The sequence below is a fragment of the Cecembia sp. genome, from assembly GCF_007126775.1.
GTDB lineage: Bacteria > Bacteroidota > Bacteroidia > Cytophagales > Cyclobacteriaceae > Cecembia.
Map to the genome: position 1 here is coordinate 1 of NZ_SLAP01000004.1, position 26,612 is coordinate 26,612.

The 26,612-nt window shown below is 41.2% G+C and carries 25 protein-coding genes, 2 tRNA genes and 1 pseudogene; 14 read left to right on the forward strand and 14 right to left on the reverse strand.

Annotated elements, in window-relative coordinates:
• The 7 genes from QZT73_RS00395 to mnmD form a co-directional block, all read left to right on the forward strand.
• The coding region (locus QZT73_RS00395; protein ID WP_291786079.1) for a gliding motility-associated C-terminal domain-containing protein at positions 1-1,162 on the forward strand (1,162 nt) is incomplete at its 5' end.
• Positions 1,163-2,134 (forward strand): type IX secretion system membrane protein PorP/SprF, encoded by a 972-nt coding sequence (locus tag QZT73_RS00400; RefSeq protein ID WP_291782552.1) that lies wholly within the window; start codon positions 1,163-1,165, stop codon positions 2,132-2,134.
• 13 nt (positions 2,135-2,147) lie between these two features.
• A complete protein-coding gene (locus QZT73_RS00405) occupies positions 2,148-4,490 on the forward strand; it encodes an OmpA family protein (RefSeq protein WP_291782554.1) in 2,343 nt (780 codons plus the stop codon).
• 29 nt (positions 4,491-4,519) lie between these two features.
• Positions 4,520-4,723: a heavy metal transport/detoxification protein gene (locus QZT73_RS00410; RefSeq protein ID WP_291782556.1), complete on the forward strand. Its 204-nt coding sequence runs from the start codon at positions 4,520-4,522 to the stop codon at positions 4,721-4,723.
• Between the two features lie 33 nt (positions 4,724-4,756).
• On the forward strand, positions 4,757-6,004 hold the full coding sequence (locus tag QZT73_RS00415; RefSeq protein ID WP_291786080.1) for a pitrilysin family protein: 1,248 nt from the start codon (positions 4,757-4,759) through the stop codon (positions 6,002-6,004).
• A 122-nt stretch (positions 6,005-6,126) separates the two neighbouring features.
• Positions 6,127-6,609 carry a 2-C-methyl-D-erythritol 2,4-cyclodiphosphate synthase gene (gene ispF / locus QZT73_RS00420; RefSeq protein ID WP_291786081.1) on the forward strand — a complete coding sequence of 161 codons (483 nt, stop codon included), beginning with the start codon at positions 6,127-6,129 and terminating at the stop codon, positions 6,607-6,609.
• 1 nt (position 6,610) lies between these two features.
• A complete protein-coding gene (gene mnmD, locus QZT73_RS00425; RefSeq protein ID WP_291782562.1) occupies positions 6,611-7,297 on the forward strand; it encodes a tRNA (5-methylaminomethyl-2-thiouridine)(34)-methyltransferase MnmD in 687 nt (228 codons plus the stop codon).
• A gap of 29 nt (positions 7,298-7,326) precedes the next feature.
• Here mnmD and QZT73_RS00430 read toward each other — a convergent pair whose 3' ends face one another.
• From QZT73_RS00430 to QZT73_RS00485, 12 genes are all read right to left on the reverse strand, one after another.
• The gene (locus tag QZT73_RS00430; protein ID WP_291782564.1) at positions 7,327-8,397 is read right to left on the reverse strand and encodes a DUF3810 domain-containing protein; all 1,071 of its coding nucleotides are present in this window, start codon (positions 8,395-8,397) and stop codon (positions 7,327-7,329) included.
• Positions 8,398-8,469: 72 nt separating this feature from the next.
• Positions 8,470-9,051, reverse strand: a complete 582-nt coding sequence (locus QZT73_RS00435) for a NifU family protein (protein WP_291782565.1) — start codon at positions 9,049-9,051, stop codon at positions 8,470-8,472.
• Between the two features lie 51 nt (positions 9,052-9,102).
• Positions 9,103-9,774: an outer membrane beta-barrel protein gene (locus QZT73_RS00440; protein WP_291782567.1), complete on the reverse strand. Its 672-nt coding sequence runs from the start codon at positions 9,772-9,774 to the stop codon at positions 9,103-9,105.
• A 28-nt stretch (positions 9,775-9,802) separates the two neighbouring features.
• Positions 9,803-12,571, reverse strand: coding sequence for a carboxypeptidase-like regulatory domain-containing protein (locus tag QZT73_RS00445; RefSeq protein WP_291782569.1), 2,769 nt, complete (start codon positions 12,569-12,571; stop codon positions 9,803-9,805).
• A 113-nt stretch (positions 12,572-12,684) separates the two neighbouring features.
• Positions 12,685-12,894 (reverse strand): hypothetical protein, encoded by a 210-nt coding sequence (locus QZT73_RS00450; RefSeq protein ID WP_291782571.1) that lies wholly within the window; start codon positions 12,892-12,894, stop codon positions 12,685-12,687.
• A 17-nt stretch (positions 12,895-12,911) separates the two neighbouring features.
• Positions 12,912-14,444 (reverse strand): glutamate--tRNA ligase, encoded by a 1,533-nt coding sequence (gltX, locus tag QZT73_RS00455; protein WP_291782573.1) that lies wholly within the window; start codon positions 14,442-14,444, stop codon positions 12,912-12,914.
• Between the two features lie 140 nt (positions 14,445-14,584).
• Positions 14,585-15,127 (reverse strand): hypothetical protein, encoded by a 543-nt coding sequence (locus QZT73_RS00460; protein WP_291782576.1) that lies wholly within the window; start codon positions 15,125-15,127, stop codon positions 14,585-14,587.
• A 16-nt stretch (positions 15,128-15,143) separates the two neighbouring features.
• Positions 15,144-15,761: an outer membrane beta-barrel protein gene (locus QZT73_RS00465; protein ID WP_291782579.1), complete on the reverse strand. Its 618-nt coding sequence runs from the start codon at positions 15,759-15,761 to the stop codon at positions 15,144-15,146.
• Positions 15,762-15,899: 138 nt separating this feature from the next.
• Positions 15,900-16,265 carry a 50S ribosomal protein L19 gene (gene rplS, locus QZT73_RS00470; protein WP_291782582.1) on the reverse strand — a complete coding sequence of 122 codons (366 nt, stop codon included), beginning with the start codon at positions 16,263-16,265 and terminating at the stop codon, positions 15,900-15,902.
• A 77-nt stretch (positions 16,266-16,342) separates the two neighbouring features.
• Positions 16,343-17,041 carry a tRNA (guanosine(37)-N1)-methyltransferase TrmD gene (gene trmD, locus QZT73_RS00475; RefSeq protein ID WP_291782584.1) on the reverse strand — a complete coding sequence of 233 codons (699 nt, stop codon included), beginning with the start codon at positions 17,039-17,041 and terminating at the stop codon, positions 16,343-16,345.
• Entirely contained in the window at positions 17,041-17,571 is a 531-nt protein-coding gene (gene rimM / locus QZT73_RS00480; RefSeq protein WP_291782587.1) for a ribosome maturation factor RimM, read from the reverse strand. Before rimM ends, trmD begins: the two co-directional genes overlap by 1 nt.
• Before the next feature lie 14 nt (positions 17,572-17,585).
• The gene (locus QZT73_RS00485) at positions 17,586-18,164 is read right to left on the reverse strand and encodes a 30S ribosomal protein S16 (protein ID WP_291782589.1); all 579 of its coding nucleotides are present in this window, start codon (positions 18,162-18,164) and stop codon (positions 17,586-17,588) included.
• A 244-nt stretch (positions 18,165-18,408) separates the two neighbouring features.
• Here QZT73_RS00485 and QZT73_RS00490 point away from each other — a divergent pair.
• From QZT73_RS00490 to QZT73_RS00510, 6 genes and pseudogenes are all read left to right on the forward strand, one after another.
• Positions 18,409-18,480 (forward strand) — tRNA-Arg (locus tag QZT73_RS00490).
• A gap of 23 nt (positions 18,481-18,503) precedes the next feature.
• Entirely contained in the window at positions 18,504-18,755 is a 252-nt protein-coding gene (locus QZT73_RS00495; RefSeq protein ID WP_291786087.1) for a GIY-YIG nuclease family protein, read from the forward strand.
• Positions 18,746-18,873 (forward strand) — tRNA-Arg (locus QZT73_RS00500). The genes QZT73_RS00495 and QZT73_RS00500 overlap by 10 nt, the downstream gene beginning before the upstream one ends.
• Before the next feature lie 383 nt (positions 18,874-19,256).
• Positions 19,257-19,682, forward strand: a complete 426-nt coding sequence (locus QZT73_RS00505; RefSeq protein ID WP_291784362.1) for a GNAT family N-acetyltransferase — start codon at positions 19,257-19,259, stop codon at positions 19,680-19,682.
• A 322-nt stretch (positions 19,683-20,004) separates the two neighbouring features.
• Positions 20,005-20,148 (forward strand): annotated as a pseudogene (locus tag QZT73_RS17010) (DUF4357 domain-containing protein); the annotation flags it as partial.
• A 7-nt stretch (positions 20,149-20,155) separates the two neighbouring features.
• Positions 20,156-20,536: a hypothetical protein gene (locus QZT73_RS00510; RefSeq protein WP_291784360.1), complete on the forward strand. Its 381-nt coding sequence runs from the start codon at positions 20,156-20,158 to the stop codon at positions 20,534-20,536.
• A gap of 55 nt (positions 20,537-20,591) precedes the next feature.
• On the opposite strand, the gene QZT73_RS00515 is transcribed toward QZT73_RS00510, so the two are convergent.
• Positions 20,592-22,196 carry an L-serine ammonia-lyase, iron-sulfur-dependent, subunit alpha gene (locus QZT73_RS00515; RefSeq protein WP_291784358.1) on the reverse strand — a complete coding sequence of 535 codons (1,605 nt, stop codon included), beginning with the start codon at positions 22,194-22,196 and terminating at the stop codon, positions 20,592-20,594.
• 50 nt (positions 22,197-22,246) lie between these two features.
• On the opposite strand from QZT73_RS00515, the gene QZT73_RS00520 reads away from it, so the two are divergent.
• Entirely contained in the window at positions 22,247-24,478 is a 2,232-nt protein-coding gene (locus QZT73_RS00520) for a S9 family peptidase (protein WP_291786083.1), read from the forward strand.
• 387 nt (positions 24,479-24,865) lie between these two features.
• Here QZT73_RS00520 and QZT73_RS00525 read toward each other — a convergent pair whose 3' ends face one another.
• Positions 24,866-26,311, reverse strand: a complete 1,446-nt coding sequence (locus QZT73_RS00525; protein WP_291786085.1) for a protein adenylyltransferase SelO — start codon at positions 26,309-26,311, stop codon at positions 24,866-24,868.
• Between the last annotated feature and the right edge of the window lie 301 nt (positions 26,312-26,612).

The following is a 26,612-nucleotide window of genomic DNA, read 5'->3' on the forward strand; positions in this document are numbered from 1 at the left end:
CGGTGATCCGGTTGATCCTGCTGATGTGACGATCACGCCGAATACGGAGGGACCGCTGACCGTGAATGCGGACGGAACGGTGACTGTGGCACCGAACACGCCTGCGGGCATTTACACGGTGGATTACACTGTATGTGAAATCTTGAATCCTGGAAATTGCAACAGTGCAACTGTGACAATTGAGTTAGTTGAAGGTAATCTGATTGCCAATGATATAGATTTTGGCACGTTCACCACAGATTACGATGGATTGCTTGGAAATGCCCTGGCCAACGATCTTCTAAACGGGCAGGAACTTGATCCAAATTTGGTAGATTTTGATGTAACAGATTTTGGTGAATTAGAGGGAGTCTTTGTTAATCCTAATGGAGATTTATTTATCTTACCATTCTTAAATACACCGGGGGTATATGTGTTAACATACAGGATTTGTGAGATATTGAATCCAGAAAATTGTAGGACAGCAAGCATCACGGTAGAAATTGAAGAAACCAGGGTAGATCTAGTCATTAGCAAATCCTCTCAAGATGTTGAGATTTTCGAAGGAGATGAATTTGATTATATCATTGAATTGGTTAATAACAGTGACGTAACAGCCTTCAATGTGGTCATTACCGATGATTTGCCTTCGGGAGTAAGTTATGTAACAACCAATATATTGGAGAATCCTCAGGACTTATCTGTAGTTGTTCGTACGGGTCAGGGACAGGTTATTTATGAAATACCAGAAATGCCTGGTAGAGCTACGATTACGATAAGGTTGCGGGTCAGAGCCAATCCACTTTCAGGTCAGGATCAGGTAACGATTAGAAATGTGATTGCAGTTCTTGCTGATCAGGTAGAATTGGTACCCGAGGATAATAATGATGAAGATGTAAATATTGTCAATGGGTTCTTTATACCAAATGTGATTACACCGAATAACGATGGCAGAAATGATTTCTTCGTGGTGAAAGGACTTAATAAATTTGTGAGCAATAAGATTGTTATATTTAACCGATGGGGAGATCATGTTTTTGAGTCTGACAATTACCAAAACAATTGGAATGCGGAAGGCTTAATAGATGGAACGTACTTCTACGTGCTAACAGCAATCGATAATGAAGGTAGAGAGCACCAGTTTAAAGGATGGATTCATGTTACAAGGACAACTTTTGACTAAATGAATAGAATTTTACAATTATATTTAACTGTAGCAGGGGCTTTGGGAATTATCATTTCCAGTGAAGGACAGCAATTGCCGCAGTTTAGCCAATATTTATTCAATACCTTGCATGTAAATCCTGCCTATGCAGGCTATAAAGGAGAGGGTTACATCCAAAGTACTTTCCGGGATCAGTGGTCAGGTTTTCCCGGCGCTCCCAGGACAATGACTTTAATGGCAGATTTCAGTGCCAATGAAGGCACTATGGGCTTTGCAGGTTCTGTTTTGAATGATAGAATTGGAGCCACAGATTTCACCAGTGCCATGTTCACCTACTCCTACAGGGTGTTGGTAGGATATGAGTCCTTTTTGAGTTTGGGACTCAGTGCCGGGTTTTCTCAGTATTCTATTGATCCAAGCAGGTTAAACCCAGCTGATCAGGGAGACCTGTTATTGCCGGATAGCAGGGTTAACCTGATGGCACCTAATATCAATGCAGGTTTATTTTTTCACAATGAAGTTTTTTTTGCTGGATTGAGTGCATATAATTTGGCTGGAAGGAATTTGTTAAGGAGAGAAGATTTATCTTTGGGGTTCCATGATTTCCAGTATTTCTTTATATCAGGGTTTATTGCTCCACTATCATACGATATAGATATAAAACCGTCTATTTTGGTCAAATATGTTGATGGAGCACCAATAAACTACGATATCAATGCCATGTTCTTGTTCAGGGAATTTCTCTGGCTTGGGGGCTCCTTAAGATCTAACTGGGGTGATTGGCGTGGTAATCTTTCCAATGACTTGACCAAGAGGAATGCAGTAGCCTTCATTATGGAATTATTTATTGATGAATCATTTAGGATTGGATATTCTTACGATCACAACTTGAATGTTCTTGAAAATTTCAGAAATGGTTCTCATGAAATCTCTTTAGGTTATTATTTATTTCAGAAAAGAAAAGTATTCAGGAATTCAAGGTGGTTATAAAATGAGTAGGTTTTTGATATTGTTCATCATTTTCATAGCAGGTTTTACGGCTGATGCGTTTGGTCAGGTTAGGAAACTAAGATTTGCCGATAAACAGTATCATTTGGAAAACTACAGGTTTGCTGCGAATGAGTATATCAGAGCATATGAGAAAAAGCAGACCTATTATGCAGCAAAAATGGCTGCGGAATCCTTTACAAAAATCCAGGAATTTGAGTATTCATTGGAATGGTGGGAAAAAACGATAGCTTTTGGGGAAAGTTCCAAGGAAGATTTCAGGAGGTATGTTACTGCCTGGATACAGTTTAACAATGATTTGGATTATGAGAAAGTTATTTTGGCCAAAGGATATGATCTCAATGATTTTCCTGAGTTTTTCATGCTCAAAAATCTGAATAAAAAAGAGTCGAATACAGAGTTGGTTCCTTTAGAGAATGTCAACAGCGAAGGAGCGGATTTTGGTTTGACTCAGGATAGTCAAAACAGAAACTATTTCAGTAGTGATAGAGGACCACTTTTAGAATCATCCAAAAAACCAATTCGAATTGACGCCAAAGATTTGGTTTACAGTGAAGATAAGTACAATTTCAATGACCGTCAGTACCTTTCTATATATAAAGAGGATACAACAGGAATGATTGAAAGGCTGAAGCCGATTATTCCTGAAACTTACCATTTTTCTGATCCATTTTACGTAGAGGAATTGGGAATTCTATTTTATTCTGTAGTCAAAGGACAGAAAATAAGAAATTCAAGAACAAAGGAAATAAGGTTATACCCTGAGTTGTATTACAGCAAACTTAATGCTGAGGGGAACTTGGAAGACTATGAGAAATTCCCTTTGAATGACCCCGAAAAGCATGGTATTATTACACCCTTTTTGGACTTGAACACAAAGAGACTGTATTTTTCTTCCAATATGGAAGGAGGTTTGGGAGGGTATGACCTTTACTATGTTGAAATTGATGAATCATTTAATTTTGGTCCCCCTGTTAATTTGGGACCTGAAGTCAATACGGATAAAAATGAAAGAGACCCCTTCATTTTTGAGGGTAAATTGTATTTTGCTTCTGATGGGCACCCTGGTTTGGGCGGCTTTGATATTTTTTCAGCAGATGTTATTGGCAAAGAATTCGGGAGCCCTGAAAACCTTGGAACCCCTTACAACTCCGTTAGAGATGATTTTTCTTATGTTCAATTGGATAAAAACCGAAAATACCTTTCTTCAAACAGGCCTGGGGGTATGGGAATGGATGATATCTATAAAATCCTAGACCTTCAGAAGCAATTTATTGCCAAAGTTCTGGATTGTGATGGCAATCAGATCAATACTGATTTTGATATTGAGATGCTTGAAAATCAGGACTATACGCAAATAGGCTTTGAGGTTGATCAGAGAGGAACGGTTTTATCCAAATTGGATGTCAATAAGGTGTACACGATTAGAATATCTAAAAAGGGCTACTTCCCGGTCGAAGATCCTGAAATAAGTACAGAAAATCTTATCGAAGAAGTATTGGAAAAAGAGTATACGATATCCAAGATACCTTACAAAAAGACAATATTTGCTGACTTGATTTATTACGATCTTGATGAGGCTTATATTCGGCAGGATGCCGCAGAGTTATTGGATGAAGTTGCAGAGTTGATGCGTGAATTTGAATTCATGGATTTGATTGTAGCTTCCCATACGGATTCAAGAGCGTCCAATCTTTACAATGAATATCTCAGTAAAAGAAGATTTGATGAAGTAAAGAATTACTTGGAGCAACAGGGAATTGACACAGTTAGGGTACGTGGAGAGTGGTTTGGAGAAAGCATATTGGTAAATGATTGTGGGGATGGTGTTCCCTGTCCTGAATTTATGCATCAATTGAACAGAAGGAGCGAATTGGTTTTGGAAGCTTTTTCTGATGAAGGAATGAACTATGTCCTTCCAAAATCACTTAAAGATATGGATCCTTGTGAAATAGAGAATTATTTCAATCAAATCAGAAAGGGATTGTTCAGGCCTACAATTGTCTATTTTGATTTTGACAAAACGGCAATAAAGCCTGCTTACGTCAAGGATTTGGAGCGGATTACATTGCTAATGAGAAGATTTGAAGAGCTGCATTTGAATATTGAAGGGCATACAGATCAAAGGGGAGGCGATGCGTATAATATGGATCTGGCCCAAAGAAGGGCATTGGCTGTTAAAAAGTATTTGTTGGATAAAGGGATTCCAGAAGAAAGGTTAGACTACTTTTGGTTTGGCAAGACCAGGCCTATAAATGATTGTGAATTGGGGCCTTGCGATAACCAAATGCATCAGCTGAACAGAAGAACGGAATTACATTTTGTAGATCAACCCTAATAACAATCGTAAAAGTATTTGATTAAGACATGAACAAGGTGCAATTAAAAACGAATGTGAAGTGTGGAGCCTGTGTAGCTGCAATTACTCCTGAAATGGATAAAATTGCAGCCAATGCCTGGGAGGTGGATCTTACCCATCCGGACAGGGTATTGACAGTAGATGGAAGTGTGGCTACCGACATCATTCAAAAGGCATTGGAAAATGCTGGCTACAAAGGAGAAACGTTGTAAGCTGGATCTTACAGCTTTCTTTAAATTCCCCACATGATCAATTACCATCAATTTATATTAGCTAACGGCCTGCAGGTGCTGGTACATGAGGACCACAGTACCAAAATGGCTGTTTTGAATTTGCTTTACAAAGTGGGTTCACGTAATGAGATTCCAGGTAAGACAGGATTGGCACATTATTTTGAGCACCTGATGTTTGGTAGCTCCAAGAATGTCCCTGTTTTTGATACTGCCCTGGAAAGGGTAGGAGGTTCCTGTAATGCATTTACAAATACTGATATCACCAATTATTATATCAGTTTACCAGCAGTGAACATTGAGACGGCATTTTGGTTGGAGTCTGACAGGATGCTTGAGCTCAACCTGAGCCGAAAAACCATAGAGACGCAAAGAAAGGTAGTCATTGAGGAGTTCAAGCAGCGTTACCTAAATCAGCCTTACGGTGATGTTTTTCATCATATCCGTAGTCTTGCTTTTGATACCCATCCTTATCAATGGCCTACCATCGGAAAGGAAATTGAAGATATTGTTAATTATACCAAACAGGATGTAGAGGAATTCTACTTCACCCATTACAGGCCAGATAATGCCGTGATGGTTGTCGCTGGAGACATCACATTTGAGCAGATTAAGGTATTGGCAGATAAGTGGTTTGGGAACATTCCCAGTGGAGAGATACCCAAAAAATCCATCCCGAAAGAATTACCTCAAACTGGAAAAAAAACTTTGACTCTGGAAGCAGATGTGCCTACGGATGCACTTTATAAAGTTTACCATATGCCTGGTAAGCTGCAGGAAGGCTACCTGGAGTCGGATTTGATCACTGACATCATAGGCTTTGGCAGATCTTCGCTTTTAGAGCAGCGATTGGTTAAAAACGGGCATATTTTTGCGTCGGTAGGAGCCTATATTTTAGGAACGGTAGACCCTGGGTTGATGGTCTTTTCCGGGAAAATGGAAAAAGGGCAAAGTGCAGAAAATGCTGAAAGCGTACTTGATGAACTCATTGCTGAGTTTTTGCAGTCCCAAGTCGAGGAAAATATACTGACGAAAGTAAAAAATCAGGCCGAGGCGATGAAAACTTATGAATCAGTGCAGCTGTTGAATAGGGCCATGAGTTTGGCGTATTATGCGCATTTGGGGGATCCTAATCTTTATCAGACTGAATATGAGAAGAAAACCAGGATACCATCTGAACAGATTATGGATTGGGCAAGCACCATTCTGAAAAAGGAAAATGCATCTGTGCTGTATTATAAATCAGCTTCGAAATTGAATTGAAATTATAGGGATAATTGATTCGGGGTAGAGTGGAAATAAAGTTGAAATAGTTATTCGTAGAAATTAAGATATGAAGTCTTGGTTCTTACACTAAAAACATTGAAATACATTACATCAGAAATATGAATAATTTCAGAATTGGTTTTGGCTTTGATGTACATCAGTTGCATGAAGGATTGGATTTTTGGTTGGGGGGCATCAAACTTGCGCATGAAAAGGGCGCTTTGGGTCATTCTGATGCAGATGTCTTAATCCATGTTATTTGTGATGCCCTTTTGGGTGCCGCAAATATGAGGGATATAGGCTACCATTTCTCTGATAAAGACCCCAAATACAAGGGAATTGACAGCAAAATTTTGATGAGGGAGGTGATGCAGTTGATCAGGGATGCTGGCTATGAGCTGGGAAATATAGACACCACTGTCTGTTTACAGGTGCCCAAAGTCAATCCCCATATACCAACCATCAAAAGCTGTCTTGCTGAAGTGATGCAGGTGGAAGAAGGAGCAATTTCTGTCAAAGCTACAACCACAGAGAAGTTGGGTTTTGTAGGAAGGGAGGAGGGAGTTTCTGCTTATTGTGTGGCCTTGATCTACAAAAAGTAAAATGGGTAGAGAAGTAAAAATCATTACCACTGAGGATGGTTCCCATTCTTTATTTGTTCCTGAACTGAACGAAACATACCATTCATTTCATGGTGCTTACAGGGAGTCAGTACATGTCTTTATGCTTTATGGATTGGAAGCTTGGTTTGTGCGCAACCCCAATCGGTTCCCTGTAAGGATTTTTGAGGTAGGTTTTGGGACAGGTCTGAATGCTTGGCTCAGCTTGGTCTGGGCGGAGCAGTATAAGGTGCCTGTTTTGTACCACAGCATAGAGCCCTTCCCTTTGGAAGAGGAGGTGTATTCCCAATTAAATTACACAGAAATAGACAATTCAATTTACCACTATGCGCCTTATTTTCAAATGTTGCACAAGACATCGTGGAATGAAGGAACCGTGGTTTCAGAGTATTTTAATATGAAAAAGGATACCAGTACCTTGGAAGAGGCGGTTTTGTATCCTTGTGATGTTATTTTTTTTGACGCTTTCGCCCCAAGTAAGCAGCCAGAGTTATGGAGCAGGGAGATGTTATCTAAAGTGGTGGAAACCATGAATCAAGGAGCGGTTTTCGTGACTTACTGTGCTCAGGGCCAATTGAAGAGAAATCTCAAAGAATTGGGCTTAGCCGTAGAAACACTGCCTGGACCTCCCGGAAAAAAAGAAATGACCAGAGCTTGGAAAGTGGATTGATTATTTTAATACAGAGCGCAGTACTCCTTTTACTCATTAAGACTATTTCTCCATGCAAAGGCAAGCATGGGCAGTTGTTGGTAACTGTTGATGCCAGCTTTCACACCTTGGCTGCGTAGGAAGAGGTCGTTGGATTTTCTGCTTATTTCCAGATTGAAAGGTTTGATCCTTTCATTGGCCTGTTGAATGGATATCAAGTCATTTCTTATCCCTCTTGGTAGTGTTTGTAGAAATTCCCCATATGTTTCCCTCGACATGCGGAAAAGATCATTCATTTGATAGCGCAGCAAGCGCAGTTGTCCGGAGTATTGTAAAAGCGGGTTATCGGAATTGGAACAGATTACCCAAGCTATAAAATTCGCTTCACCTTCATCAGTAACCCCATAACTGTGCGCCATTTCATGGGCAATTGTAAAAGGTTTTTCTAATGGGTGTAAAGTGGGATCAATATAGCTTTCTCCCGTGTAAGGAAAATAAATACCTAAAATTCCCATACGCCGCATGAACCCGGCTGGATAAAACTCTTTGGTTCTGGGCTCGCCGGTAAAATTCAATCCCAATAAATAAAGATTTTCCCGCATATTGGCGCGCACCAGCCTTTCCAGGTCAGGATAGGGCATTATCTTTTCTATGGCTACGGTATCTTCTTCAATATTGTACCTCAATTGGTTCAAGATATTTCTTGTCAACTCGAGTTCTCCCTTTACTTGTTCCATAGAGAGCGGAAGTGGTTTCATACCAATCTGCTCAAAAATAGGAATGCGTTGGTAATTGTATCCCCAGAGTATCAGAAAAAAGAAAACCAATGCACCAAGGCCGTTGATTAATGAACGAATGGAGTATCCCAATTTTGAAAACCAGCCTATTTGTTGAGAAAATTGGTAAATAAAAAAAGTGATAACCAAAATAACGGTCAATACAAAGATGTAGACAGTGGGGAAAGGCAATCTGGAAATACTCAGATCTATGAGGTTTCGGATAGCCGGAAAAATTGTTCGGGCATAGTACTCTTCTGTTTTTTCAGGATTTTTGACAGCAAAGAACCTGACCAAAATACTGAGTATTCCAAGAGTTGCCCAGGTCCAATTTCCTCTTAGCACGTTCAATATGAATTTAGAAATAAAAAGGAAAGCCGCTAGCGACTCTCCTTTTTCAGAAATGAATAATTGATTTTAAACGCCCTCAGCCTGTACTTCCTTTACTTCGGGAAGCATCCGGGTCAGGAGGTTTTGTATGCCAGCTTTTAAGGTGACCGTACTGGAAGGACATCCTGAGCAACTGCCCTGCAACAAAACTTTGACTATTCCATCCTGAAAACTATGGAAAACGATCGCACCACCATCTTGCTCCACAGCAGGGCGGATGTATTCATCCAAAATGCCCTTGATTTTTTTGACTGTTTCGGAATCACTTTCATCAAATAATGGATCTTTTTCAAATACAGCATTGACTGCCGCCTTGCCTGTTTCTAGGTATTCTTTGATGTGATTTCTAATAAAATCTTGGATTTCAGGCCACTCAATATCTTCTTTTTTGGTAACTGTTACAAAGTTGGCAGCAATGAATACGCGCTCTACCGCTGCAAAATTAAAAAGTTCTTTTGCCAAAGGGGAATTTTCTGTACTTCCAGGATCGGGATAATCAAAACTTATCCCATCATCAGCCAACATGAAATTTACCACAAACTTCAAAGAGTTGGGGTTGGGGTTGGCTTCCATATAAATATGAACGGGTTTCTTTTGTGCTTGAAGCATAACAATTCGGTTTGTTTCTCTATATACCACGAAATTACCCGAATAGTTCCTCTATTCCTGCCATTTTCCTTTTCTAATTTGAAAAAGATAGGTTAAGCTTATTTCCAGTGTGGTCGTGTTCTTATCAAATATCCTGTCCATGGATTCCGGTCTACCAAATTCATAGGAAAGCCGCACATCTCCGGCTAAGGTACTTTTGCCAAAGAGTTTGGAAAGACCTGCCCCGAGGTTCAACCCATACATGATACGCCTGGGGTCATCTCCTGGCTGACCATAAGTAGGAAGGAACGTTTCGTTTCCTACAAATTCCCTCCGTACATCTTTGGCATTCATCAGATAACCAAAGTGGGGACCCAATTTGATATGGAACCTTCCCTTATTTCCAAAATAGAAGTTGGAGAGTAATGGCATTTTCAGGTACTCCCATTCACTCTGGTTGACCTGCAAGAGTTCATTTTCCTGTGTATATCCCAGGGTAATCCTTTGGATCTCCAGTTGTAACCCGGCATTTTTTTGTCCAAAATGTTCCAAAACAAAAGCAAATGTAGTACTTCTTATGCCAGGGGTATTGATGGGCGGCCTTCCCAATTGGTAACGGTAAGTTACCTCAGAGCTACTGACTCCACCCCTAAAACCTACGCTGGTCTGTCCAAAAACCTGGGCTTCAAATGCCAAAGCGAAGAAGCACAGACATAAACTAATGAGGAAAGGTTGAACGCGCATGGAGCAAAATTACAGATACTTTTGGGATTCATCGCTCAGCAGAAAGCAAATATGTAGCCCTTATTGGTTTTCCATCTATGCTTAATCCTTCCACCTCAATAATTTTTGTGCCTGGGCTGTCATTGGTAAAAAATTCCACTGTGTAAGTTCCGCTTTCAGCATCTGTGATCACATAAGGATTCCAATACAGGGTTACCCGTTCATCCACTTCTGGTTCCTCATCTGCTGTTTCGTAATCAAAAGGCACAAAGCTGGAAGGACTTCCAAAACCATCGATGACCATATTAACCAAACCTGGAGTATTGCTTCCTAAAAGTGCGGATTGGTTCACTCCTTGTTTCGTGTAAACAGCAATCACCCCATTTCTACCAAAATCTCCCATCATAGAGCTTGTTCTACTTACAACCTCGATCCTGTCGATATCATTGGGATTAAGGGTAGCAATATTGTCTGCTGCACGAATACCTGGAGATGAGGGCATCGTTGCACCATTGATCATCACCAAGGGCTCCATGGAGAGGTTGGCAGAAGTAGCACCTCCCCGAATGCGAATTTCAAGATTGGTATTCATGGACATCCCGGGGACCTGCGCCCTGAGACTCATCAATAGATCAGTGATACTCCCATTGCGGTTGAGCTGTTCTGCTTTTACCACATAGTCGGGTCTGCCATATATGGCTCTAGTTGTACCGTCTTCTTTTTCTTTTTCTACAGTGACTTCATCCAAAATTACTGTGGGTTCTTCTTCCCTCCAAACAGCGAAGATTGATTCATTCACTGTAGTAATTGAGGGTTGTTGGATATGTTCCGGTACGTAAAATGGAGGATTCAGGCGCTCGACCAACTCAAAGCTTCCAAAGGCCTTGCCTTTTTTATCAGTTGCAACAAAGGCAAATTCCATAGGCCCGTAGAAATCCATTTCTTCTAAGGAAAAAAGACCGTCTTTATCGGACTCCAAATCTAAGATGCCTTCAAAATTATTGATATACACCGTAAATGGGGTCGAAGTGGGCTTTCCCTTTTCATTTGAAAATCTTCCCATGACATTCCATTCTCTTTCCAATGCATAGGTGAATTTTTCCGTAGTGATATTTGATGCAATTTCTTTTATTTCCAAATGCTGTTGAATATTTACTTTTCCGACCAAGTCAGGGGCAAAATTGCCATCCCTAACAGCAACAGATAAATTGGAAGCCACTGCCCTTCCTGAAGCATCCCTTATTTCGATTTGCACACTTGCCTTTTCCCTTTTTCCATAGTTTTGCTTGGAAGGCTTAAAGTTGACCTGAAGCGCAGTTTCTTGATTGGCCTTTGGTTCCGGCCCGGTAATTCTGTCAAATGCACTGATCACAGGAAGTGCTTGAATGTAATAGGTATCTGGCCCGTAATTTCTGTTCCAATTGGTATACGCCCTTAGGTAGTATTTCTTTTGGCTCAGCGAATCCGGTAGAAACAGGTCTCCGACTGCCTGTCCGTTTTCTATCTTGAATTTTTTTTGAAGAATCATATCCCTCTCTGCAGAGAGGAGTTCCACATAGAGGATGCGGCTTAGGCCTCTTTTCAGTTCTGGATTAGCGTAAGAAAAATAAGCTTTAAACAAAACCTGATCCCCTTGGTAATAGAATGAGCGATCGGTATGTACATAAACTCTTTCCTGCATGCCATTGGCATCCATTGCAACGCTATTGTTTAACCTGTCAGCAAGATTGGGTTGGTAATCCAAAGGAAGCAAGGTGGCGATTTTCTTTTTGTCCATATCTCCGGAGAAGATCAAATCTTTTTGATTCAGGATCATTCCGTTGGAATTGACATTGACATAGTTTCCCTTGACCTCCAGCCAGGAAATAGGATAGGGCGCGTCTTTATACGTATTGACCATGCTGTATCCTTTTTCATAGTGGATTTCAATTCTGCCCTTCATAAAAATCCTGTATTCTCCTGGTCTTCTCCCAGCCTGAATCAGGTTTTCAGGGTTATAGGGAACCACTGATTTACCCAATTCATTGGCAAACACATCAGACCTCATGTTCATGCTTTCCGATCCGCCTGCTTTATCACCATATAAATAGAAGCCTTCCTGATTATGCTGATTGACTATCATAGCGCGGAACATATTGGAGGGGGACTTGAGGTATGTTTCCAGCCTGTTCCTTTCCCAGTCTGATTTCGTTTTTTCATCTGGAGCCGCTAGGTCTGAAAATCGGGTAGCCCCAGAGATGATGTAGTAATTGGAGGTAAACTGAAAAGTCTTGAGATCAAAAGTGAGTAAATAGCCCAAAGCCCTGTTTTCAACTTCAATGGGTTGGTATGCAAAGGCACGGAAGTCACTGTTTTTATTGTCTTCGGGAAAATCAATTACCCAAGGATTTAGAATTTCACATTGTGCAGCCATGTCATCATTGCCCAGAAAATAGGATTTAAACTTTCGCAGTTCCCTTTCCCATGTCCTGTCCCTTGAAGCTTTGATTTCTACGTCAGAGAGTTCTTGTAGCAGGGGAGCGAGGCTTACATTGAAGGAAAGTTTACTGCCAGGACGAATGGTAGCGGATTTCTGTTGGGCCTGGTAACCGATAAAGGAAAAGCCCACTTCCAACTCTCCTTCAGGGACATTTTCCAATAAATACATCCCATCAAAGTCCGTAGTGGTAGCAATGGTTGTATTGCTGATAAATACATTACAAAAAGGAAGGGGTTCGCCTGTTTCACTATCGGTAACCGTTCCAGAAATGGTTCCTGTCTGTCCAAATGACAAAAGTGAGGTAAAAATGAAGGGGAGGGATAAAATAAAATTTCTCATTGGCCTACTAATAGTTACGTCGAAATATACTCTTTTTTAGGCTAATTTGGCAAGTTATCTGGCTGATTTTAAGATAAATTAAAGAATAAAGCCGGATAGAATCCGGCTTGTAACTATTTCTTCTTTTTCTTTCCATCTTTGATTTCCTCAATATCCTCTCTGTCTTTTAATTTCTTGTCTTCTACGTTTTTGTTGAGGAATTCATTGAGTTTATCAATGGAAAAGCTACTGGAGATCTCTCCAAAAGAATCGATGTTCATATGGAATCCATCCAGGTCTTTATGGACTTTAGGGTTTTCTTCTTTTTTAGGTTTCTTCGCCATTTCCATTTGATTTATGATTACACTGAAAGCTTTTCTAAGGCAAATCCGATACGCTGGGCCAGTTCATCTTTGCCGATGATACTGAATACAGCCATCAGATCCGGTCCAGCTCCAACACCGGTGGCAGCCAGTCTAACAGCTTGCATTACCTTACCCAATTTGATACCATTTTCTTCGGCAGCAGCTTCAAGCAGGGATTTGGCTGTTTCGGGATTGAATCCCCCCGAAAATACGGATAATTTTTCTTTATAAGCGTTTAGGACCGTAACAGCGTCCTGATTCCATTTTTTAGAGGCGACAGTCTCATCAAATGCCGATGGTGCAATTAGCATAAACTTCCCCTCTTTCCAGAGGTCAGCGGGGAACGTAGCCCTTTCCTTCATGATATGCGCGATTTGAGCAGCTTTATCAGCTTCGATAGGTATCCCTTCCAACTCAAGATCAGCCATCAGGTATCCCGCCAGTTCTGAGTCTGACTTTGCCCGAAGGTACTGCTCATTGTACCATTTGGCTTTATTGATATCGAATTTAGTGCCAGATTTCCCAATCCTTTCAATGGAGAAGGCTTCCACCAGTTCTTCCAAAGTGAACATTTCTCTGTGATCGCCCGGGTTCCAACCCAAGAAGGCGAGAAAATTGATCAATGCTTCTTTAAGATAACCTTGCTCTTTGAATCCCATGGCCTTTTCCCCGGTATTTGGATCTGTCCAATCCATAGGAAATACCGGGAATCCATGTTTGTCCGCATCTCTTTTGGATAGTTTCCCATTGCCGTCTGGCTTCAGCAACAGCGGTAAATGGGCAAATTCCGGCATGGTTTCTTCCCAGCCAAAATATTTATAAAGCAACACGTGCAAGGGTGCGGATGGTAACCATTCTTCTCCTCTGATCACATGGGTGATGCCCATCAGGTGATCATCCACAATATTGGCCAAGTGGTAAGTGGGCATTCCATCTGATTTCATCAATACTTTATCGTCCAGCGTAGAGGAATGCACCATTACCCAGCCTCGGATCAGGTCATTCAGGCGAACTTCTTCCTTTCGCGGGATTTTGATACGGATCACATAAGGTTCACCGGAAGCCAATCTTGCCTTGACCTCATCTTCTGGTAAAGTGAGGGAGTTCTTCATCTGTGTTCTGGTGATGGAGTTGTACTGTGGGGAGACTACCCTGGCAGCGGTCAATCTTTCTCTCATGGCATCCAGTTCTTCGGCAGTATCAAAGGCATAATAAGCATGCCCTTTTTCTACCAGGTCCATGGCATATTGCATGTACATGGGTTTGCGTTCAGATTGTCGGTAAGGGCCGCAATCTCCTGGATTCCAAGGGCTTTCATCCGGAGAAATGCCCAACCAGTCCAATGCCTCTTTGATATAATTTTCTGCGCCCTGAACAAAGCGGGTTTGGTCGGTATCTTCAATTCTCAATAAAAATTTGCCATTGGTTTTTCTGGCAAAAAGGTAATTGTATAGGGCAGTTCTCACCCCTCCGATATGCAATGCCCCGGTCGGTGATGGGGCAAAACGTACACGTACTTCTCTGTTCATGTTAATTTTTTCTTCTGTAATCCAACCCTTTTTCTAATCAAATGGTTGCTTTGGTTTTTGAAAATCAGGATGCAAAGTTAAGGAATTTTGAGCAGAAACCTGCTTGTTGGCTGAATTGCTTAAGATGTACTTTTTTTAAACTAATAATCTGTAAACTGATAATCAAAGCGCCCCATCCTGACTTGGATCTTTTCTCCCAATTCATTTTTTACATCAAATCCAAAGGTACCATATACAAAACGTTCATCAGGCAAAATTTTCATAGTTACTTGACCTGGTACTGAATTTATCCCTGTGAAAGCGTTTTCTTCTTGGAAATCAAATCTATTGAATACCTTGATGCTGATTCTTGGGTCAGCGATTTGAAATTGTTTTCCAAATCCTTGGATCATTGCAGTCCAGTCATCAGGGTTTAATCCATGCAATTGAATTTGAATATTTCTGTATTGAATGAAATCCCTTGTTCTCAGTTCAAAGTCTAAACTAAGGCTATCAGAATTAATTCTAAAATATTGAGGCAGCTGGGATCCACGGGCCAAAAATCCCGGAGTGGGATTATTAATGAAAAAATGGTCGTTTAGAATCGCACCAGCTTCATTCCTTCCAAGACCTCCGAAAAATGGCAACCGGGGCTCAATTGGATCTGGGATAAAATCATCACAGGCCGTACCTAGGGCTAGCATGAAAATAACAATAAATTTAATGCTGCTTTTTCCCATCATTTATGAAAAATTGAAGCCCAAATAAAACTGTTGTACTGTAAAAATCAGAAAACACTCCTTTTATACTGGCATCTATTGGATCAAATTCCACATACTCCAATAGAGGACTGATACCAAAAGCCCCCCTGATATAAAAGGACACATTGCGATGATTTAGTATATCAACTCCCAGAAATACGGCACTTTCATATGTATTAAATACTTCGAAAGCCCCTATCGTATTGCTATCAAAAAAATAATTGAGTTCTAGTCCCGTATGAACCCCCATTTTCTGGAGCAATTGATACCTAATCATAGGTGCAAAACCTAGTCCATTGAAACTAACCTGCCGTTGATCATCCGGTAAGTTTTGCCTGTATCCCTTATTGTTCAAGAGCAAATCTGTCCTGATGGAAAAGTCAGGTAATTTTTCTATAGGATACCAGGTATAGTTTAGGCCTAAATGAAAATTAAGCACAGGTCCCGCATCAATTCTAGGGGTTTGCTGTCTAAGGTTATTGTAATTCAGACCTGCCATCAGTCCAAATTGGGCAAAACAAGTATTCGTGGTAAAAAAAGTAAGTAGAAGGAAGAACAGGACAATTCTTTTTTCCATAAACAATAAGTCAAAGTATCTACTAAAGTAATAAGTATTTTACTCAAAAAAAATTTCACTGCTGTTTTTGTGACTATGGTTCTAATAAAAAAAAGGGAACCCAACTGGACTCCCTTTTTTGCATAAGATGGTAAGATCTTATTTGCTGTGTCTGATTTTCTCCTTGATTTTGGCAGACTTTCCTTGACGGCCTCTTAGGTAGAACAATCTCGCTCTTCTTACTTTACCTTCTCTTAACAATTCGATTTTCTCGATTGATGGGGAAAGCAAAGGGAAAATTCTTTCTACACCGACCCCATTGGATATTTTCCTTACAGTGAAGGTTTCTCCATTGGAGTTGGGGTTTTTTCTTTGGATAACGGTTCCTTGGAATTGCTGGATACGCTCTTTATTGCCTTCAGTGATTCTCACGTGAACATTAATGGTATCTCCAGCCTTAAAAGAAGGGAATTTAGCTCTTGCTTCGCTGTATTCCGCTTCTACGAATTTTATTAGATCGCTCATAGCTTTATATTTTATTTGCTTGTAGCAACCGCAGCTTGGTACGGTTTTTTGTTGAACTCAATTGATATTCTGCTTTCTTAATTATCGCCTTTTACTTCCCTGCCTTCCAATAAGTCAGGTCTTCTTTCTTTGGTACGGCGAACCGATGCATCAAATCTCCAGGATTCAATATTTGCCTGATGTCCTGATAATAACACTTCCGGTACCTGCATGTCTTCGTAGGCTGCGGGTCTTGTATATACCGGCGGTGCCAATAAACCATCCTGGAAGGAATCTGTAAGTGCGGAGGTTTCATCGTTCAAAACGCCCGGAATCAATCGGATGATTGCATCTGCCACAACAGCCGCTGCAAGTTCTCCTCCCGACAACACGAAGTCACCAATACTGATTTCCCGGGTAATGAATTTCTGTCTTACCCTTTCGTCCACACCTTTATAATGACCACATAGAATGATAAGGTTCGCCTTTAGAGAAAGCTCATTGGCCATTTTTTGGTCAAAGGTCTTTCCATCGGGCGTCATGTAGATGACTTCATCATATTCCCTTTCGCTTTTCAGTGCAGTTATACACTTGGCTATGGGTTCTATCATCATGACCATGCCTGCACCGCCTCCAAAAGCATAATCATCGACCTGCTTTTGTTTGCCGCTGGCATAATCCCTTAAGTTGTGTATCCTGACCAAGGCCAAACCCTTGTCTTCTGCTCTTTTCAGAATAGAATGTGAGAAAGGTCCTTCCAATAATCCTGGTACAACAGTGATGATATCTATGCGCATCAGTCTTCCAAATAGATGTCAATCAATCCTTCGGGCAAATGGCAGTAAACTTTTTTAGCTGCCTTGTCCACCTTCAGTACAATTTGATCCTTAATAGGAATCAAAATCTCTTTTCCCTGATGGTCAACACCCAATAAATCCTGGGTTTCAAGGTCATAAATGACTTTAACTTCCCCGATTTTTCCGAGTTTTTCGTCGGAAACTTCAAATCCTATCAATTCATGGTAGTAATACTGGTCTTCATCAAGACTTTCCAGATCGCTAAGTGGAAGATAAAGGGCCGAACCGACCAATTTTTCTGCATCTTCAACTGTATCATGATCCTCAAATTTCGCCAGAACTTTATTGTTATGGGATACAACAAAATGTTCAAGAAAATAGGGGGTCAATCTAGATTTTTGTTCTACAAAGACGTGTTTGATTCCTTCATAATCTTCCGGAAAATCCACATCCAGTACCACATTTACTTCACCATGAAGTCCATGAACTTTGGCTATATAGCCCAATTGAAAACAATTGTCCTTGTTCATGGGATTAAAGGGAATTAAGACTTGGTTTCCTCTCCTTCAGCTGATGCTTCAGGGGCTTCACCTTCAGTACTTGCTGATTCTGCTGCCGGAGCTTCTTCAGCTGGGGCTTCAGCAGCAGCAGCTGCGGCTTTTGCTTCTTCTTCCCTTGCTTTGATAGCATCCAAACGTGCTTGGTTTTTGGCTGTTTCGGCATCCAATGCCTTTTGACGGGCCTCTTCTTTTGCTTTGGTCAATTTATCAACCTTTCCGCCAATAGCTGCTTCTTTGGAAGCTTTCCAAGCTTCATATTTCTCATCTGCCTGTTCCTGGGTAATGGCACCTTTCAGCACACCGATCTGAAGGTGTTTTTTTAACAATACACCTCTGTAAGAAAGCATGGCCTTAACGGTATCCGTAGGCTGTGCACCGTTCAATAACCATTTGAGAGCACGCTCATTATTGATATTGATTGATGCGGGGTCAGTGTTAGGGTTGTAACTACCCAACTTCTCGATAAAGCGTCCATCCCGTGGAGCTCTAGCATCAGCGACTACAACGTCATAGATGGCCATTTTCTTTCTGCCTCTACGCGCTAATCTGATTTTTACTGCCATATTGTTTTGATATTTAGTGAATTGATGGATCCCGTCCATCCTGATTTTTGGACTGCAAAGATAGGGTTTAATTATCGAAATGCACAAATGACAATAAATATATTTGCGTGAATGGGGGATAATGCTTTAAATTGCAACGCAAATTAGAAGCGAGAGACTAGAAGTGGGAAATAAGAGACAAGAGGCAAGAATCAAGACCTGCCGGTTCTAATCTCTCGCTTCTCGATTCTAGCAGTCTCAGCATGGCCCCGTAGTTCAATGGATAGAATAGTTGTTTCCTAAACAATAGATACAAGTTCGATTCTTGTCGGGGCTACAATCTTTCTCAACTTTTTTATGATGAAGGTAGTGTTTTATGCTTACGTGTTGAAAAGTAAGCACCATGATTATTTTTATAAAGGTCATTGTAAGGATCTTAAAAAAAGACTTTTGCAGCACAATTCAGGCATGACTGCTTCAATTAAACCTTTCATTCCCTTTGAAATTGTCTATTTTGAAGAATTTGAAACCTTACAGGAACCAATCAAAAGAGAGAAATATTTCAAATCGTCCAGAGGAAGGGAATTTCTCAAAAAGATACTGGCCCCGTAGTTCAATGCCCGCCCGGCTGACAGCGTTCGGACGGGCCCGCCCGGCTGACGCCAGTCGGACGGGGATAGAATAGTTGTTTCCTAAACAATAGATACAAGTTCGATTCTTGTCGGGGCTACAAAATTGATTTTCAAGGATTTAAGGGATGATTTTCATCCCTTTTTTTTGTGTTTTTGGGTAAATTTTGCAGTTGGGATTACAGTTGGAAAGAATTATTTTTAGTTAAACTTCATTTAAATTATAACAAGCGGGATATGGATAATGCTGGTAATTGATATATAGGTGGGTTTAATTTGAGCATCTCCTTGGGAATTAGTTTGTAAATAATTAGTTTTAGTATACCTTGAGGTAATGTTAAACAAAATCAGATTTAGCTAACCAAATTCGGGTTGCTAAGTCGGATAAAAGTCAGGGGTATATATTAAATATATTAGTTATCGGTCAGGCTATAGCGACCTAACGTGATACGAAAATGGATAAACAAAAATAGTCGTAAAACGAATGACAGAAAATAAACAAATGACAATAAAAATCTCAGACAGACGAGATATTGACCTTGAAAAAATAATTGATTTGTATAAGGCAAACCAATGGAGTTCAGCGGACAAACCAACTGAATTATATAACGCATTGACAAATTCACACTCATTGTTCTCTGCTTGGGACAAAGATAAATTAGTTGGTATAGGTAATGCTATTTCAGATGGACACTTGGTTGTTTATTATCCTCATTTACTTGTTCATCCTGACTATCAAGGCAAAGGAATTGGCCAAATGATAGTAGAAAAAATGAAAAAAAAATATGAACACTTTCATATGCAAATGCTAACAGCAGACGGAAAGGCAATTGATTTTTATCAAAAAGTTGGTTTTAAGAGAGCAGGTCAAACAGAACCAATGTGGATTTACAAAGGAGATGAACATTGACACTCTTAAATAGAATAACTCTGTGATACATTGGATAAAATATTGCTCGAAAAAACATTAGATAAAAAATGATAACGGTGGACACAATAGAAGCCCGAACCGCTAACAAGCTTTCGGCAAAAAAACGGGTTCAGTGTTTTAATAAACCTTTGTTTTTCGTATCAAGTTCAGTGCTTCGAAATCCGCTTTTTCGCCAACTGCCAAAATGTTAGGGCGTATGCAAAAATACAAGAACACCTTATTGGAATAAATTATATTTGGAAAAAGGCAAATTGACGAAGGAGTACTGGTCAACAAAGGTGAATACTAGGAATTTTCAGATGACTTTATATTTAGCAGTCCATCTACAGCAGCCGTTATTGTAATGGGAAGAAATGCAAACGGGCTTACGGAATGCAAAACCAAGAGCGGAAAAATATTAGAAGATGTTGAACCAAGTGTGAAAGTAATAACTCTAAAAGAATAAATAGACAATGTTTCAAGAGCCAAAAAATTATACGGACAATGGCCATTTCTTTTTCGAAGCAGATAAAGACTTAGAAAAATTGTGCAATGCACCAAAAGACAAGGACGGTGTTTTTAAAATTTTAGAATTACGAAATGGTAGAATTAATCTGGTTTATATTGGTTACTCGAATTCTGGCGGACTATTTAATGAAATAGTGAATGGAGTGCACTACGACAAAAACGCAAGAAAAACTGGATGGACTTACCAATTATTAAAAGATAAAACTGACGCACTTGACATTTATTGGTACGTAACATCTGGAAAAGACGGACAAAAAAAAGAACAAGTTGAAATGCTAAAAGACTTTGTTGAGCAAACAGGAAAATTGCCTAAATGGAACAAATAGAAAAATCCAAACCATAATCTGTTTAAATCCTTCAGAGAACCATTACAATCCCCGTTCAGCAACTTTTGAAAAACTGCTTTCGCTCCAGCCTCTTCTCTATTTCCTTGGCGGTCTTGGTGATGGATAGGCCTCCTAAATTGGTGCACCTAAGGGTATTGGGGATGCTTTTGCCTACGGCATACATGGTTTCAATCACTTCATCCAAAGGGATTAGGTGGTCATAATCCGCCAGGGCCATATTGGCACAGGACAAAGCATTGGAAGCGGCCATGACATTTTTGTTAAGACAGGGGGCTTCGACCCTGTTACCAATGGGATCACAGATCATTCCCAGTGAACTCTGCAAAGCCATAGAAGCTGCGGAAAGGCTTTGATATAAATTGCCTCCTGCCAGACCTACAATCGCTGCCGCCGCCATGCAGGAGCCAGATCCGCATTCTGCCTGACAACCGCCGACTTCAGCGGCAAAGGTGGAATGTGCAGCAATGAAAACGCCGATCAGGCCCGCCACCATCAATGCTTTAACTGCCTCTTCCTCGGGTAAATCCAAAGCATCGGCAACGCCCAAAACTGCTCCTGGCATGGCTCCACAAGAGCCCGCTGTTGGAGCGGCCACAATCACCCCCATCGAACTCTTTACCTCCATGATAGCCGATACGTACATGATAATCTTGTTCAGCACAGAAGCATCCACCATTTTTTTACTTTCCATCCTTTCTTTAAAGGTGACAGATTGGGGCCCCAGAATCCTGTCCTCAAATTGGGTTCCCTTCAATCCTGTATCCACAGCATTGCGCATAAAGCCGTAGATATGCCTCATTTTGGATAATACCTCTTCTTCTGTAATGTTTCCCCTGATGCTTTCGTACCTGACTGCCAGTTTCCATAAACTCAGATTTTTATCCTCATTGTACGCCAACATTTCCTCGCAGGTGATAAAAGGGACTTTTTGGTCCTTGGCTGTCAGCACAGGCAATACCGGTCGGATTTCTTTTACTATGGAGACTTCATCCATGGCTTTTATATCCTGAAGGAGGGTTTTTTCCAATAACGCCTGTGAACGGACCAAACAGTAGCTTTGATCTCCCTTTTTAAACTCAATGCTGTCAATTTTAGGAACCTGTTCAAGGTAATGCTTAACACTTTCCGGATTGGAGGTATAGATCAAAGTAAGGAAAGCATCCCCTGCATGGGACAGTGCCGCCCCATCTATTTCAATCACTTCAATCATACCGCCTCCAGTGGAAATGGCAATTACCTGATGCTGCTCCCTTGGACTTTGTAAGGTGATTTGGTAGGTGTTGGGGTGTTCGGCCTGGATGTCTTTGATATTGATATTTACCCGGATTCCAGCAATGCCTATGTGTTGCTCGGAATGCACCAAACGTTCATCATCTGCTTCCCAGCCAAGGAAACCTCCAAATAAGCCCATATCTGAACCTTGTTCCTTGTGGGTGGTGGCCAAGGAGCCATTGGGATCAAAATCAATCTCTATGTGTGAAATGATTCCGCCCATCAAGTCATAACATATCCTGCCAATTCTCAGGGAGGCAGCACAATGGGAACTTGATGGGCCTCTCATTACAGGTCCAAGCACATCATTGAAGATACTGGGATAACTCATCGTTGTCAGCAATTGGTTAGCTTTAAATATAATCATTTTGTCATATTTTATTATCTTTAAACCCATTGGTTCTGAAAATTTTAGCTATGAAAAAGACAATTGCCTTGGGGTTTATTCTCCATTTCCTTTCCATTGTGGTGGTATTGGGTCAAAATGCACTGACTTTGGAAGATATTTTTCAAAATGGGGCCTATGATCAGAAAAGGTTTGGCCCTATCCGTTGGATGAAAGATGCGGAAGGCTATTCCAGTATTGAAAGAAATTCTCAGTTAGTAGGGGATGATATTGTAAGGTATGAAGCCACAAGTGGTAACCGTACTATTCTCGTTGGTGCCAATGAGTTGATACCTGTAGGAACGAACAAGCCCTTGACCGTCGCGGATTATCAATGGTCTGAAGACAATAGTAAATTATTGATTTTCACCAATACCCAAAAAGTATGGCGTTACCATACCCGTGGGGATTATTGGGTGCTGGACCTTGAAACAAAGCAATTGAATCAGCTAGGCAAGGGACTCAAAACCTCTTCCTTGATGTTTGCCAAGTTTTCCCCGGATGCTTCCAAGGTGGCTTATGTAAGCGAAAACAACATTTTTGTGGAGGACCTGCAGTCTTTTGACATTACCCAAATTACCCATGATGGGGATGAGGAAATTATCAACGGTACTTTTGACTGGGTATACGAAGAGGAATTGAATTGCCGGGATGGATTCAGGTGGAGTCCTGATGGGGAGCATATTGCTTATTGGCGCTCTGATACCAAAGGCGTGGGGACCTTTTACATGATCAATAACATTGACTCCATTTATTCACAGCCTATTCCCATGCCTTACCCCAAAGTGGGAGAAACCCTTTCTTCTGTAAAAATTGGAGTGGTGCCCAGCAAGGGTGGGGACACCCGCTGGTTTGATTTTCCTGGAGATCCGAGAAACAATTACCTGGCACGGATGGATTTTATTCCCCATTCTCAGGAGGTGATGGTACAGCAACTCAATCGGCCACAAAACAGAAATACGGTTTGGATTGGGGATATCCAAAACATGGAAATATCCACGATCTTGGTGGATGAGGATGAGGCGTTTCTGGATATCCATGACAATATCCTGTGGTTGGAAAATGAAAGCTTTTTTACCTGGACCAGTGAAAGGGATGGTTGGATGCACCTCTATAAAGTCTCCCGGGACGGCAAAACCATGGATTTGATCACCGAGGGCGATTTTGATGTAGAACGCATCAGTCATATAGATCCCCAAACCGGCTATGTCTATTATATTGCCTCTCCGGAAAATTTCACACAAAGGTACCTGTATCGTAGTCCTTTGATGCAAAAAGGGAAGGCGGAGCGCATTACGCCAATTGATCAGCCCGGACAACATGCCTATCAGCTTTCCCCCAATTCGGGATATGCGATTCATACTTTTCAAAATACGGTTACTCCGCCCAAAATATCTTTGATCAGCTTGCCAAAGCATGAATCCATCAGGGTTTTGGAGGCCAATGAAGCCCTGTACAATAAATACCAGGCTTTGGGGCTGACCCATAAAGAATTTATCAAAATCGACATTGGGGACGATGTCTTGGATGCCTGGATGTTGACCCCCAAAGCATTTGACCCTTCCAAAAAATATCCTTTGTTGTTTTATGTCTACGGAGAGCCAGCAGGATCCACGGTACAGGATGCCTGGATGGGGGGAGACTTATGGCATCATTATATGGCCGAATTGGGATATGTGGTGGTCAGTGTTGACAATAGAGGAACCAAGACCCCTAGGGGAAGGGAATGGAGGAAATCAATCTATGGACAGATCGGAATCCTGGCATCTCAGGACCAAAAGCAAGCCACAGAGCAGCTATTGAAAACCTATACTTTCCTTGATGCGGACAGAATCGGTATCTGGGGATGGAGCGGTGGAGGTCAGATGACCTTGAATGCCTTGTTTAGGTATCCTGAATTGTACAAAGCGGGACTGGCTTTGGCATTTGTTTCAGACCAGCGTTTGTATGATGCTACTTACCAAGAACGCTATATGGGATTATTGAAGGATAATCCCCGTGGTTACCATGACGGCTCTCCCATCAACTTTGCACAAAACCTCCAAGGTAAATTGATGATCATTCACGGGACTGCTGATGATAATGTGCATTACCAAAGCTTCGAAATGCTGGTGGACCGGTTGATCAAATATAACAAGCAGTTTGACATGATGTCTTACCCAATGCGGGCCCATGGCATCAATGAAAGGGAAAATACTTCCTTGCATCTTCGAAAAACAATGGAGCGATTTTGGCTGAACAATTTACCTCCGGGAGGGAAATAAGCGTGGGGGAAATTAAACCCGAAATATGTATTAGAATTTCTACGCCACGGCGCACAAGTTATTACGAGGTCATCCGCCGCGGCGGACATAATCAATCGTTTCACTGCATTTAGCTCGTTCACCATAGAGATGACTATGCTTCATTCGCTAAATGCTTGATTCTTTTGTGTTTTAACCTCTCACTACGAACCCTAATGCATAATTCGGGTTAAAAGAAATTAGCTTTTGGCCTGTGGATTCCCTCAAATCATTTTTTTTAGTTTTATTTTTTTACGTAAATTACGTTACGTAACTTACGTAACGTAAAACATGAAATATGAGAGTCCCGAATAACCCTTTTATCCTTAGTGGGTATCATAGTCCTAAGTACTTAATTTTTGAGCAGTCTTAAGTCCCACAAAAAGTCTGATAACCTTTATCTACCTCCACAGGCACTTCCTGGAATTTTTCAAAACCTGGTTTATCAGTATAAGGGTCTTGTAGCAGAGTCAGCAGTTCTTGAAAAAGCAGCATATTGCCATCCTTACTTGCAGCCTCCAAAGCTTCTTCGACCCAATGGTTGCGGGGGATAAAAGCCGGATTGTTCTGATCCATCAATTCCTGTGCTTTTGATCTGTTGCCTGCAATCCTTTCCTGCCACAATTGAAGCCAAGCCTTGAAATCCGCTTCTTGGTAGATGCTGTCCTGAGGGAAGGCATTTCTTCTCAGGTAAAGGAAAGTATTGGTAAAATCTGTCTTGTTTTTCTTCATCCAGTGCAATAGGTCGTCCACCAAAGCCTTATCTGAGGGCTTTACTTCGGTTATGCCCAATTTTCTCCCCATCATCTCCAGCCATAAGGATTCATAAGCTTTTGGAAACTGATTGATAGAAGCTTTGGCCAATTCAACCGCATCTTCGGTTTTGGGAGCGATTGCAGGCAAGAGGGCGGATCCCAAGCAGCCCAGGTTCCAATGGGCAATGAAAGGCTGGTTGCCATAAGCATACCTGCCTTGGGTATCGATGGAACTGAATACCGTCATCGGGTCATATGCATTCATGAAAGCACAAGGACCATAGTCTATGGTTTCACCCGGAATGCTCATATTGTCCGTATTCATCACGCCATGGATAAATCCCACCCGCATCCATTGAATGATCAGTTCGATTTGTTTAACCATCACGGCCTCAAAAAAGGCAAGTGCCGGATTTTCTGACTCATCGAGTTCCGGATAATGTCTGGCAGTGCTGTATTGGAGCAGGTCTTTGAGGTATTTTCCCTCATGGAAATTCCTGGCATATTCGAAAGTTCCCACACGGATATGACTTGAAGCTACTCGGGTAAGGATAGCGCCATGCCTTACTTTTTCCCTATAAACAGGCTCCCCTGTAATCACCACGGCCAATGACCTGGATGTTGGAATACCCAGGTGGTGCATGGCTTCGGAAATCAGGTATTCGCGCAGCATCGCGCTTAGATGCGCTCTTCCGTCTCCACCCCTGGAATAAGGTGTCCTACCGGAACCTTTCAGCTGGATGTCGTATCTTTCTCCTTTTGGGGTAATCTGTTCTCCCAATAAGATGGCCCTTCCGTCTCCCAACATGGTGAAATTGCCAAACTGATGGCCTGCATAGGCTTGCGCTAGGGGCTGGGCATCTTTAGGCATCTGGTTTCCCGAAAAAATAGCACTCATTGTGTCGGTATCTAAGCTTTCTAAAGCCAACCCCAGTTCTTTTGCCAAGTTTTGATTAAACAAAACCAATTGAGGTGCTTTTACAGGAATGGGGTGAATGGTGCTAAATAGTGCCTCGGGCAACTTTTGGTAGGTATGTTCCAGGTTCCAGGTAATTTCCATGCTTCAAATCTCCATTGTTGTTGGCTTAACAACAGAGATTGGTTTTTGATTCCTAAGTCCACAAATTACACCAATTACGCGAAGGTGATATGTGGCTTATAAATGATATGCTAAATGGTTTTTAAGTTCCAGTTCTGCGCAAATGAACCATTATATTCTGTATTTTTTATCTAAGGCGGAGGGAAAAAAAATAAAACGAATGAAAGACTTCATCTTAAATCTCATCACAGATCGTATAATCAAGCGCCAGCTTTAACTCGTTATAATTATTATTTCTAATTTAATGCATAATTGATAAATA

What these genes read in the sequence shown, in the direction of transcription:
- QZT73_RS00510 (WP_291784360.1), top strand. Translation starts at nt 20,156, where the DNA reads ATGTTTCAAGAGCCAAAAAATTATACGGACAATGGCCATTTCTTTTTC.
- QZT73_RS00440 (WP_291782567.1), bottom strand. Translation starts at nt 9,774, where the DNA reads ATGCGCGTTCAACCTTTCCTCATTAGTTTATGTCTGTGCTTCTTCGCT.
- rplS (WP_291782582.1), bottom strand. Translation starts at nt 16,265, where the DNA reads ATGAGCGATCTAATAAAATTCGTAGAAGCGGAATACAGCGAAGCAAGA.
- QZT73_RS00505 (WP_291784362.1), top strand. Translation starts at nt 19,257, where the DNA reads ATGACAGAAAATAAACAAATGACAATAAAAATCTCAGACAGACGAGAT.
- mnmD (WP_291782562.1), top strand. Translation starts at nt 6,611, where the DNA reads ATGGGTAGAGAAGTAAAAATCATTACCACTGAGGATGGTTCCCATTCT.
- ispF (WP_291786081.1), top strand. Translation starts at nt 6,127, where the DNA reads ATGAATAATTTCAGAATTGGTTTTGGCTTTGATGTACATCAGTTGCAT.
- QZT73_RS00485 (WP_291782589.1), bottom strand. Translation starts at nt 18,164, where the DNA reads ATGGCAGTAAAAATCAGATTAGCGCGTAGAGGCAGAAAGAAAATGGCC.
- QZT73_RS00520 (WP_291786083.1), top strand. Translation starts at nt 22,247, where the DNA reads ATGAAAAAGACAATTGCCTTGGGGTTTATTCTCCATTTCCTTTCCATT.
- rimM (WP_291782587.1), bottom strand. Translation starts at nt 17,571, where the DNA reads ATGAACAAGGACAATTGTTTTCAATTGGGCTATATAGCCAAAGTTCAT.
- QZT73_RS00415 (WP_291786080.1), top strand. Translation starts at nt 4,757, where the DNA reads ATGATCAATTACCATCAATTTATATTAGCTAACGGCCTGCAGGTGCTG.
- QZT73_RS00400 (WP_291782552.1), top strand. Translation starts at nt 1,163, where the DNA reads ATGAATAGAATTTTACAATTATATTTAACTGTAGCAGGGGCTTTGGGA.
- QZT73_RS00435 (WP_291782565.1), bottom strand. Translation starts at nt 9,051, where the DNA reads ATGCTTCAAGCACAAAAGAAACCCGTTCATATTTATATGGAAGCCAAC.
- QZT73_RS00445 (WP_291782569.1), bottom strand. Translation starts at nt 12,571, where the DNA reads ATGAGAAATTTTATTTTATCCCTCCCCTTCATTTTTACCTCACTTTTG.
- QZT73_RS00410 (WP_291782556.1), top strand. Translation starts at nt 4,520, where the DNA reads ATGAACAAGGTGCAATTAAAAACGAATGTGAAGTGTGGAGCCTGTGTA.
- gltX (WP_291782573.1), bottom strand. Translation starts at nt 14,444, where the DNA reads ATGAACAGAGAAGTACGTGTACGTTTTGCCCCATCACCGACCGGGGCA.
- trmD (WP_291782584.1), bottom strand. Translation starts at nt 17,041, where the DNA reads ATGCGCATAGATATCATCACTGTTGTACCAGGATTATTGGAAGGACCT.
- QZT73_RS00515 (WP_291784358.1), bottom strand. Translation starts at nt 22,196, where the DNA reads ATGATTATATTTAAAGCTAACCAATTGCTGACAACGATGAGTTATCCC.
- QZT73_RS00450 (WP_291782571.1), bottom strand. Translation starts at nt 12,894, where the DNA reads ATGGCGAAGAAACCTAAAAAAGAAGAAAACCCTAAAGTCCATAAAGAC.
- QZT73_RS00495 (WP_291786087.1), top strand. Translation starts at nt 18,504, where the DNA reads ATGAAGGTAGTGTTTTATGCTTACGTGTTGAAAAGTAAGCACCATGAT.
- QZT73_RS00460 (WP_291782576.1), bottom strand. Translation starts at nt 15,127, where the DNA reads ATGCTAGCCCTAGGTACGGCCTGTGATGATTTTATCCCAGATCCAATT.
- QZT73_RS00465 (WP_291782579.1), bottom strand. Translation starts at nt 15,761, where the DNA reads ATGGAAAAAAGAATTGTCCTGTTCTTCCTTCTACTTACTTTTTTTACC.
- QZT73_RS00525 (WP_291786085.1), bottom strand. Translation starts at nt 26,311, where the DNA reads ATGGAAATTACCTGGAACCTGGAACATACCTACCAAAAGTTGCCCGAG.